This is a genomic window from uncultured Flavonifractor sp. (genome assembly GCF_944387675.1).
Taxonomy (GTDB): domain Bacteria; phylum Bacillota; class Clostridia; order Oscillospirales; family Oscillospiraceae; genus Flavonifractor.
Window position 1 is genome coordinate 1 of the sequence record NZ_CALXFV010000083.1, and the last position, 9925, is coordinate 9925.

Below are 9925 nucleotides of genomic sequence, written 5' to 3' on the forward strand. Positions count from 1 at the left end.
CAACTGCTCTACACCAACTGGCTCAATTACTACGTCTATCAGACCACGCCCTACGATCTGACGGAGCTGGTATAAAAATGGAAAAACGGCGGGTTCCGGTTCACACCGGCCCCGCCGTTTTCTTGTTAGTCCAGCCGGGCATATTCCTGGTCGGAGACGGCCTCCAGCCATTGATTGGAGGTCTCCGTTCCCGGCAGCTCCACGGCGATGTGGGAAAACCAGCTGTCCCGCTTGGCCCCGTGCCAGTGCTTCACACCGGCCGGAACGGTAATGACCGTGCCGGGGGTCAGACTGATCGCCGGCCTGCCCTCCTCCTGGTACCAGCCCTCCCCAGCGGTACAGAGGAGCAGCTGCCCACCGCCCTCCTTGGCGCGGTGGATGTGCCAGTTGTTGCGGCAGCCGGGTTCAAAGGTCACATTGGCCAGGGCCACCGGACACTGCCCGGGGGCGGTCAGGGGGTTAAGGTAAGAGTTTCCCACAAAAAACCGGGCGTAGGCGGCATTTGCCTGGCCAAGGCCAAACACATTTTCCCGGGCAAATTTTTCAGGTTCCATGTACTTCACGATACTTCCTCCTTTACAGCAAGCTGCGGAATTCCGCCATAGCCTCTGAGATCTTCAGCTGCTGGGGGCAGACCGCCTCGCAGCTGCGGCAGCCGGTGCAGGCCTCGGGCCGCTTGTCCGCCGGGATGGCGGAGAGAGCCATAGGGGCGATAAAGCCGCCGCCGGTAAAGCGGTGCTCGTTGTACAGGGCCAGCAGGCGGGGAATGTCCAGTCCCTGGGGGCAGTGGGCGGTACAGTACCGGCAGGCGGTGCAGGCGAGGGCTTTGGGATGGGTCATCTCCCCGCCCAGGGCCAGAACAGCTTCCCACTCCCCCTGAGTCAGGGGTTCCTCCGTATCAAAAATAGACAGGTTTTCCTCCAGTTGGTTCAAATCGGACATACCGGACAGGATGACGGATACTCCGGGGATGCTCTGGAGAAAGCGGAAGGCCCAGGCGGGGACGGACCGCTCCGGCCGAAGGGTCCGAAGCACCGCAGTCTCCCGCTCACTGAGCTGGGCCAGACGGCCGCCCCGGAGAGGTTCCATCACCCACACGGGAATGTGGAACCGCTCCAGCAGCGCCACCTTTTCCCGGCCGTCCTGGAAGAGCCAGTCGATGTAATTGAGCTGAAGCTGGCAGAACTCCATATACGCCCCGTAGGCCTCCAAAAACCGCCGCAGCACCGGCATGGCGCCGTGGCAGGAGAAGCCCAGATGGCGGATGCGCCCATTTTTCTTTTGCTCCAGCAGATAGTCCAGAATGCCGTACCGGGGGTCCAGATAGGCGTCGATATTCATTTCGCACACATTGTGGAAGAGGTAAAAATCGAAGTACTCCACCCGGCACTTCTTTCGCTGCGCCTCAAAGATTTCCTCTGCCTTGCCCATGTTGGAGAGATCATAGCCGGGGAATTTGTCCGCCAGGTAAAAGCTGTCCCTGGGATAGGCCGCCAGGGCCTTGCCCACAGCCAACTCCGAATTTCCTCCGTGATAACCCCAGGCGGTGTCGTAGTAGTTGACACCCCGTTCCATGGCGCGGGCCACCATCTGCTCCACGGCGGCCTGATCCACCGCGGCATCCTTCCCCTCCGTCACAGGAAGGCGCATACAGCCCATACCCAGGTTGGAGAGCTTTAAACCCTGAAATTCTTTGTAGATCATAAAACCAGCTCCTTACTTCGTCTCTTGCGCGGCCTGGTCCACACAGCGCAGGGCATTGAGGCTGCGGGGATAACCGATATAGGGGAGGCACTGAGAGATTACGTCGATGAGAAAGGACTTGTGGTTGCCTATGCGCAGGTTGGCGGCGGCGTGGCTCACCAGCTGGGGTTCACAGCCCCCTTGGGCGGCCAGGAAGCAGAAGGTGATCAGCTCCCGCTGCCGGTAATCGAACCCTCCTCTGGTATAGTAATCGCCGAAGCAGTTGCCCACAAGCCAGCGGTTGATGTGGCGGCTCTCCTCCGGCCCGCTGTGCTGGAAGCCTTTCATCTGCTCGCCAAAGATCTCCACCTGAACCCTGTTGCCCGCCTCGATCCGAGTATCCGCCGTGGTGGTTCCCTGGGGCGGCAGTGGGAGGGCCACCCCCGACTCCTCCAGTACCTGATTGGCCGCATCCAGGAAGGGCAGCACCCGCCCCAGCCCCAGATAGGCGGTTCCCTGATAGACCAGCTCTTTGAGCGCCGCCGGAGTCAGGCCGCTTTTCAGGGCTCCAGGCGCCATGGCGCGGAACGCCTCCAGCCCCTGACAGCCCATCAGGGCGGACAGGATGGCCAGAAACCTGGTCTTATCGTCCAGCCTGCTCTCCCGGATTACCTCATCCTGCGCAAAGTGAAAAAAGAGAGCGGAAAACTCCGGGTCGTGCTCCGCCAATCCAAAGGGTTCTGCTGACAGTTCCATAAAAATACCTCCTTCTATTAGGCCGCCTTCCCCGTCTCTCCGGCCCGGCAGGCCGAATCGCCACTCACGTCCCGTGATTCTCTTTCTTCCCGCGGTCCCCCGCCCTGCCCCGCATTTTTCGGAGCTGGTGGCGCAGCGCGTCCAGCCGCAGGAGCTGGCGCTCTCTCAGGTGAATCTCAGCCAGGGCGGCAGACCGCTTCTCCTCCAGCATTTCAAGCCTCTGTCCTTCCGTGTGGGTCTCCTCCAGCAAGCGCATGTAGCGCGCCACTTCCTCCATGGAAAATCCCAGGCTGTGAAGGGTCATGACGGTGCTCAGCCGCTCCAGGTCGGCATCCTCGTACCGCCAGGCGCCCATCACCTTCTTCCCCGCACCACACAGTCCCCAGCTCTCATATTCCCGCAGAATATACATGGGGATTTGGTAGCGCCGGCTTGCCTCTTCTATAGTCATCTCCCCGCCCCCAAAGTAAAAATGCAGGTGTCCTCTACAGGACACCCACATTGTAAATCGTTTTTCAATCCATGTCTAATACCTGTTTCGGATCGTCAGAAATAGATTGAAGGCATTTTTTAATGTGATCCAGCAGCGACACCATGGCCGGCGGGAAGGTCTCCGTCTTCTTCCAGGCCAGGACGGTTCCGGCCTCCAGAGGTGGAGAAAGGGGCAGGAAGCGGAGGCCCTCATAGCTGCAATGCAGCTTAATGGTGAGAAAGGCCCCCACACCGGCCCGGGCCAACTGGGCCATGTTATAGGGGAGATTTCCAGTGGCGGCCACCCGGAGCTGCCGGGCATACGGCCCAAACCAGCGCTCCAGCTCCTTTTGCACCAGGCCGCGCCTGGTGCAGATCAGGGGAATTCCCGCAAGGTCCTCTGCGGTAACCGCCTGCTTCTGCGCCAGTGGCGAGTGCTCCGGCACGTGGACTCCCCACCGTTCCTTTACCGGCAGGCGGATAAAGTCGTACTTGCTGATGTCTACCGGCTCCAGCAGCAAGCCCATGTCCAAGGTTCCGTCCTCAATCCGCGCTTTGGTATTATCGGCATTGCCGCTATCGATCTGATAGGTCACCTGGGGATGGAGTTTTTGAAAGGAGGACAGCAGTTGGGCCAGTAGAGACATCCCCTCCAGATCGCCGCTGCCGATGGAGAGTATACCCCGCAGCTCCGGCGTCCGGCGGAATTCCTGTGCGGTTTTTTCCGCCAGCTCCACCAGCTCCTGCGCCCGGCGGCGCAGCAGCATCCCCTCGTCCGTCAGAACAATGTGGTACCGGCTGCGCCGGAACAGCTGCACCCCCAGCTCCTCCTCCAGCTGCATCAGCTGCCGGGAGAGGGTGGGCTGGGTCAGATGGAGCAGCGCCGCTGCCTTTGTGATGTTTTCCTCTCGCGCCACCGCCAGAAAATATCTTAATACACGAAGCTCCATGGTTCCGCCCCCTTCTCCTCCATCCTATCAGATTGACGGATATCCGGCAAGAAAAACATGCCTTGCAGGAATATGTCTCGCCTTAAGATGGTATTTCTGCATTTTTAAGCCGTATCTTTGCCCTTACGGCAAAGGGGAAGCGGGCGGGCGGCAGGCACGGCGGTGTCCGCCGCTTTTTTATGTTTTCCACCAGGTGGGTGTATCTCCCCGTGCAACTCCCGGGGGCGCGCAGCACACAGTAGGAACTTTTTCAAGAGAAAGGAGCGCGCAACCGTGATTACATTCGACAACTGGATCATTACCGGCACAGGCACTCAGCCTCCCCGGCAGCACGACAACCTTACCTATACCCTCACCGTCACCGGTCGGATTCCGGAGGGGTGGTCCTGGGAGCTGCTGGTGCAGGCGGGTGACAAATTCAACGTCATTCCCCTACAGTCTGCGGAGGGCGGCAGCCTGTCCGCCGCTCTGACCAGAGAGATGCTGGCCCTGTCCGGTATCTACCGCGTCCAGCTGCGGGCCACCCGGGAGGAGCAGGTACGCCACACCAATGTGACCCAGCTTTTCATTCCGCCCAGCCTGTCCGGCGACAGCCAATGGCCTCAACTGCCCACCGCCTTTTCCCAGGCTCTGGAGCAGATTCAGGCCCTTCATCTCCACCCGCCCATTCCGGGGAGTGACGGCTTCTGGATGCTTTGGGATCTCACCACCAGCACCTACCTGCCTTCCCAGCTCCCCCTGCCGGACTGCGGCATAGAGCACTCCCCCTACCAGATCGCGGTTGCGGGGGGCTACACCGGAACGGAGGCAGAATTTAACGCCGCGCTGGTCTCCCTGGAGGGCGCTCCCTTCCTTCCCCTGTCCATCGGCGCCACCAAGGAATATGTAGATACTGCCATTTTCGGCGCCATGAGGGGGAGTTATTGATGGCAAATGCACTGATTGAGCAGCTTTGTACCACACTGCGCCAGCTCAGCGGAAGTGAGCTGGCGGAAAAGGCGTCGAAAACCCTCACGGAGCATCTGGGCGAGCTGATGGAGTATCAGTTCTCCAGTCTGATGAGCAGCCTCTCCGAATGCATCGGGCTGGCGCCGTTCATGGGAGTGTCCCTCCCCGTTTCAGAATATGCAGAGGATTATTTTGCCCAGGCTCAGCTCAGCCTGGCCAGAGGCGCCGAACAGGCCGGACTGGGCTACGGAACTGTGCCGGGCGTCTCCGCACCTGTCGTGGGGATCTACTGGCAGGCGGTGAAGGGAAACGAGGCATCCAATTTCTATGTTATCCAGCTTAAGGAGCCGGAACCTCCCGCCCTGACTCACGACAGTCTGGTGGCGCTGTTTGCCGACATCGCCCGGGCTATCCGGGCCAAAACCGGCAAACCCAACCTGCTCATTGCCGACCAGTTCCCGCAGGCCATTGCGGCCATCCCCACCGCTTCGGCCGCGCAGACAACAAACAACTCGGCCCAGGGGGAGTCAGAATAGCTCCCCCCCGGGCCGCTTCAATCCCAGGGCTTAGTCCTTGCGGGGTACCACATGGGTCTGATCCTTGTAGATGCTGTACTCCGGCACCACACCCCGGACGCAGGAGGTGGGGTATACGCTGCTGTGCCGGCCGATAACCGTGCCGGGGTTCAGCACGGAATTGCAGCCCACCTCCACAAAGTCGCCCAGAATGGCGCCCATTTTCTTCCGGCCGGTGGGAATCTCCTCGTCCCCCTTCACCACCACCAGGGTCTTGTCCGACTTCACGTTGGAGGTGATGGAGCCAGCGCCCATATGGCTCTTGTAGCCCAGAATGGAGTCCCCCACGTAGTTGTAGTGAGGGGTTTGCACCCCGTCAAAGAGGATCACATTCTTCAGCTCTACCGAGTTGCCCACCACGCAGCCCGCCCCCACCAGAGCGGAGCCGCGGATAAAGGCGCAGTGGCGCACCTCGGTCTCCGGCCCGATGATGCAGGGGGCGCCCAGATAGGCGGTAGGTGCCACCACGGCGCTCCTGTGTATCCAGACATGGGGTTGGGGCTGGTCATATTCCTCCGGGGACAGGGACGCCCCCAGGTTCAGGATCAGCTCCTTGATCCCGTCCAGAGCCTGCCAGGGATAGCGGAACTGTCTCAGATAATCGCCTGCCATGGTGTGGGACAGATCCAACAGATCAGTTATGCCAATGTTCATTCCTTCATTCCTCCGGTTCTTGGGAATTTCTGCGACTCTGATTATAATCAATCCCCATCGCCCGCGCAATAACATACGACAAATGGGGCCGGCAGTTCCGTCTTTTCCGAACTGCCGGCCCCATTTTTTTGTCCGTTCAGGCCATCTTGCTCTTAATATCCGCCAGCCGCTCCAGGGCGGCCAGCAGGGTCTCGTCCTTCTTGGCAAAGTGCATGCGCACAATATTGCGCACGTCCTCCTTGAAGAAGGAGGTACCCGGCACCACGGCCACACCAACCTTTTGGGCCATTTCCTCGCAAAAAGCCACGTCGGTCTGGCCCTTCTTCAGGTATGGACCAATGTCGGCCAGCACGAAATAGGTACCCTGGGGATCGGTGAAGGGAATGCCGATATTCCGCAGCCCGTCGGTGAACAGCTGCTTCATGTGGGCGTAGTGGGCGCCAAATTCCTCATAGTAGCTGTCCGGCATCTCCAGGCCGGCAATGGCCGCCTCCATCAGGGGGGAGGGGGCGCCCACGGCGTTGAAGTCGTGATACTGCTTCACCTTGTCCATAATGGGCTTGGGGGCAATGGCGTAGCCGATGCGCCAGCCGGTGATGGAGTAGGTCTTGGACAGAGAGGAGCAGGAGATGGTCCGCTCCCACATGCCGGGCATGTTGCACATATAGAGGTGCTTGTGGGGTGCGTAGACGATGTGCTCGTACACCTCGTCCATAATGGCGTACACGTCGTACTTGACGCACAATTCCGCGATGAGCTTCAGCTCGGCCTCGGTGAACACCTTTCCGCTGGGGTTGGAGGGATTGCAGATCAGGATGGCCTTGGGGTGCTGCCGAAAGGCATCCTCCAGCACGTTGGCGTCAAAGTGGAACTGGGGCGGAACCAGAGGAACATAGATGGGTTCACAGTCGGCAAAGAGGATCTGGGCATGGTAGTTCTCAAAGTAGGGGGAGAACAGTACCACCTTGTCCCCGGGGTTGGTGAGGGCGAAAATGGAGTCCACCATGGCCTCTGTGGAGCCGATGGTCACCACCATCTCGGTCTCCGGGTCCAGATCCCGGCCCATGAAGCGCTTGCACTTTTGGGCCAGCGCCCGGCGGAAGTTGGGGGCGCCCATGGTGATGGGATACTGGTGGGGACCGGTGTGGGCCACCTGGGCCAGCCGGTCCAGCAGGGCCTGGGGCGGGTCAAAGTCGGGGAAGCCCTGGGCCAGGTTGATGGCGTCGTTGGCAATGGCGATGCGGGTCATCCGGCGGATGACGGAGTCAGTAAAATACTGGGTCTTGCTGCTCATGGGCTGCATAGCGGTTCCCTCATTTCTGTTCGTCTTGGATGCCCAGCTCCTGATGATGGGCGGGCGGCATGCCGTTGTCCTGGAGCAGGGCGGCCAGGCGGTCAATGTCCGCCACCCGGAAGATCATGCAGGCCCGGTCCTGCACCTGGCCGAACACGGAGTAGACATACTCCACGTCGATGTTCTCCCTGGCCAGCAGGGTGAGGATTTTCCCCAGGGCGCCGGGCTCATCGGGTACCGTCACCGCCAGCACCGGGGTCATGGACAGGACAAAGCCGTGCTCCAGCAGCAGGGAGGCCGCCCGCTGAGGCCGGTCCACAATCATGCGCAGCACACCGTAGTCGCTGGTCTCGGCGATATGGATGGCCCGCATATTGACCTGGTGCTCGGACAGGATGGCGGTGATCTCCGCCAGCTGACCCGCCCGGTTCTCCAGAAAGACGGAAATCTGTTGGATGGTCATAGTTGCCCAGCTCCTCTCTTAAATCTTCCGCTTGTCGATGACGCGGACCGCCTTGCCCTCGCTGCGCTGGATGGACTTGGGCGCCACCAGGCGCACCTTGGCGTAGATGCCCAGCATGGCCTTGAGGGCGGCCACCACCTGCTTCTCCTTCTCGGCCACCTGGCTGAGCTGGTCGGAGAACATCTCCGGGGTCATCTCCACCAGCACCTCCATGGTGTCGGTGTTGTTGACCCGGTCCACAATAATCTGGTAGTTGGGGGCGAAGCTCTGGCCCATGAGGACGGTCTCAATCTGAGACGGGAAGACGTTGACGCCCTTGATGATAAGCATGTCGTCGCTGCGGCCCATGGGCTTGCTCATCTTGATGTGGGTGCGGCCGCAGGGGCAGTCCTCGTGGTGGAGCACGCAGATGTCCCGGGTGCGGTAGCGCAGCAGGGGGAAGGCCTCCTTGGTGATGGAGGTGAACACCAGCTCGCCTTTGGAGCCCTCGGGGAGGACCTCCCCGGTGTTGGGGTCGATGATCTCGGCGATAAAGTGGTCCTCGTTGATGTGCATGCCGGTCTGGGCGGAACACTCGTAGGACACGCCGGGTCCGGACAGCTCGGTAAGGCCGTAAATGTCGTAGGCCTTGATGCCCAGGGTCTTCTCAATGTCCCGGCGCATCTCCTGGCTCCAGGCCTCGGCGCCGAAGATACCCGCCTTCAGGGGAATCTGATCGGGGGTAAGGCCCATCTCCTTCATGCTCTCGGCCAGGTAGGCGGCATAGGAGGGGGTACAGCACAGGATGGTGGCGTTCAAATCCCGGATGAACATAATCTGCCGCTCGGTGTTGCCGGAGGAGGTGGGGATGGTGAGGCAGCCCACCTTGTGGGAACCGCCGTTGAGGCCGGGGCCGCCGGTAAACAGGCCGTAGCCGTAGCTCACCTGGCACACGTCCTCATTGGTGCCGCCGGCGGCCATGATGGCCCGGGCGCAGCAGTCCTCCCACAAATCAATGTCGTGCTGGGTGTAGAAGGCCACCACCCGCTTGCCGGTGGTGCCGGAGGTGGACTGGATGCGGACGCAGTCTTTCAGGGGCCGGGCCAGCAGGCCGTAGGGGTAGGCCTGGCGCAAATCGTCCTTGGTGACGAAGGGCAGCTTGGACAAATCGTCCACGTTCCTGACGTCGTCAGGAGTAAGACCCTTCTCCTCCATTTTCTTCCGGTAGTAGGGGACGTTGTCCCACACGTTGCGCACCTGACGCACCAGACGCTCATCCTGCCAGGCCCGGATCTGCTCCCGGCTGGCGCACTCAATGTCTTTCTGATAATACCGTTCCATATGTATTTTCTCTCTCCTCATGCCTCAGGAATTTCTGCCCAAATGGAAGGCGGTCCGGTTCAATTCCAGGAACTTCTCCGGCACGCTGCGGGCGATGGCCTGCTGCCAGAGCTCCTCCGGCAGCTCAAAGTACCGGGACAGCCTGCCCATCAGCACCAAATTCACCGCCTTGCTGCTCCCCGCCTGCTCGGCCAGGGCCAGGGCGTCCATGGCGTCCACCCGGGCGCCGGCGGCAGTCATCTTCTCCACCAGGGCCTGGGGATACTCCGCCGCGCCGGTAATCACCGGCATGGGATTGATCTGCTGGGTGTTGGTGATGATCCGCCCGTCTGGACGGAGGAACTCCACCCACCGGGCGGCCTCCAGCAGCTCGAAAGAAACGATGAAGTCAGCCTCTCCCTTGTCGATGACGGGGGAATAGACCCTGTCGCCGTAGCGGACGTAGGTGACCACGCTGCCCCCCCGCTGGCTCATGCCGTGGACCTCGGACACCTTCACATCATAGCCCTGGTCCAGCAGCAGGCGGCCCAGCAGCTTGCTGGCCAGCAGGGAACCCTGGCCCCCCACGCCCACGATCATGATGTTTTTCGTTTCCATGCCGCTTTATTCCTCCTTCGCCGTGCTGAAAAAGGCGTCCACTGCGCACAGCTGCTGGCATACGCCGCAGCCTACGCACTGGGTGTCGTCCACATGGGCCCTGCCCTCCCGGATGGAGATGGCCGGGCAGCCGATTCTCATGCAGCTCTTGCAGCCCACGCACTTGGCGGTGTCCACCGCCAGAGGGGCCTTGTGCTTCACATATTTCAGCAGG

13 protein-coding genes are annotated in these 9925 nt (G+C 61.0%); 2 read left to right on the forward strand and 11 right to left on the reverse strand.

Annotation, left to right across the window (positions count from 1 at the left end):
• Nucleotides 1-125: 125 nt before the first annotated feature.
• From Q0J74_RS08370 to Q0J74_RS08390, 5 genes are all read right to left on the reverse strand, one after another.
• Nucleotides 126-563: a cupin domain-containing protein gene (locus Q0J74_RS08370; protein ID WP_297213230.1), complete on the reverse strand. Its 438-nt coding sequence runs from the start codon at nt 561-563 to the stop codon at nt 126-128.
• 13 nt (nt 564-576) lie between these two features.
• Nucleotides 577-1704 carry an aldo/keto reductase gene (locus tag Q0J74_RS08375; RefSeq protein ID WP_297213233.1) on the reverse strand — a complete coding sequence of 376 codons (1128 nt, stop codon included), beginning with the start codon at nt 1702-1704 and terminating at the stop codon, nt 577-579.
• Between the two features lie 12 nt (nt 1705-1716).
• Nucleotides 1717-2439, reverse strand: coding sequence for a carboxymuconolactone decarboxylase family protein (locus Q0J74_RS08380; RefSeq protein ID WP_297213236.1), 723 nt, complete (start codon nt 2437-2439; stop codon nt 1717-1719).
• 64 nt (nt 2440-2503) lie between these two features.
• Complete coding sequence (locus tag Q0J74_RS08385) at nt 2504-2890, reverse strand: MerR family transcriptional regulator (protein ID WP_297213239.1); 387 nt, start codon at nt 2888-2890, stop codon at nt 2504-2506.
• Between the two features lie 64 nt (nt 2891-2954).
• Nucleotides 2955-3860, reverse strand: a complete 906-nt coding sequence (locus tag Q0J74_RS08390; protein WP_297213242.1) for a LysR family transcriptional regulator — start codon at nt 3858-3860, stop codon at nt 2955-2957.
• A gap of 273 nt (nt 3861-4133) precedes the next feature.
• On the opposite strand from Q0J74_RS08390, the gene Q0J74_RS08395 reads away from it, so the two are divergent.
• Both Q0J74_RS08395 and Q0J74_RS08400 read left to right on the forward strand, forming a co-directional pair.
• Nucleotides 4134-4787, forward strand: a complete 654-nt coding sequence (locus Q0J74_RS08395) for a hypothetical protein (protein WP_297213245.1) — start codon at nt 4134-4136, stop codon at nt 4785-4787.
• The gene (locus Q0J74_RS08400) at nt 4787-5344 is read left to right on the forward strand and encodes a hypothetical protein (protein ID WP_297213248.1); all 558 of its coding nucleotides are present in this window, start codon (nt 4787-4789) and stop codon (nt 5342-5344) included. Before Q0J74_RS08395 ends, Q0J74_RS08400 begins: the two co-directional genes overlap by 1 nt.
• 30 nt (nt 5345-5374) lie before the next feature.
• Here Q0J74_RS08400 and Q0J74_RS08405 read toward each other — a convergent pair whose 3' ends face one another.
• From Q0J74_RS08405 to Q0J74_RS08430, 6 genes are all read right to left on the reverse strand, one after another.
• Nucleotides 5375-6037 carry a UDP-N-acetylglucosamine pyrophosphorylase gene (locus tag Q0J74_RS08405; RefSeq protein ID WP_297213252.1) on the reverse strand — a complete coding sequence of 221 codons (663 nt, stop codon included), beginning with the start codon at nt 6035-6037 and terminating at the stop codon, nt 5375-5377.
• 136 nt (nt 6038-6173) lie between these two features.
• Entirely contained in the window at nt 6174-7340 is a 1167-nt protein-coding gene (locus Q0J74_RS08410) for a pyridoxal phosphate-dependent aminotransferase (protein ID WP_297213255.1), read from the reverse strand.
• Nucleotides 7341-7350: 10 nt separating this feature from the next.
• The gene (locus Q0J74_RS08415; RefSeq protein WP_297213258.1) at nt 7351-7794 is read right to left on the reverse strand and encodes an ACT domain-containing protein; all 444 of its coding nucleotides are present in this window, start codon (nt 7792-7794) and stop codon (nt 7351-7353) included.
• An 18-nt stretch (nt 7795-7812) separates the two neighbouring features.
• Nucleotides 7813-9114: a phenylacetate--CoA ligase family protein gene (locus tag Q0J74_RS08420; protein ID WP_297213261.1), complete on the reverse strand. Its 1302-nt coding sequence runs from the start codon at nt 9112-9114 to the stop codon at nt 7813-7815.
• 24 nt (nt 9115-9138) lie between these two features.
• A complete protein-coding gene (locus Q0J74_RS08425) occupies nt 9139-9711 on the reverse strand; it encodes an indolepyruvate oxidoreductase subunit beta (protein WP_297213264.1) in 573 nt (190 codons plus the stop codon).
• Between the two features lie 6 nt (nt 9712-9717).
• The coding region (locus Q0J74_RS08430; protein ID WP_363315572.1) for an indolepyruvate ferredoxin oxidoreductase subunit alpha at nt 9718-9925 on the reverse strand (208 nt) is incomplete at its 5' end.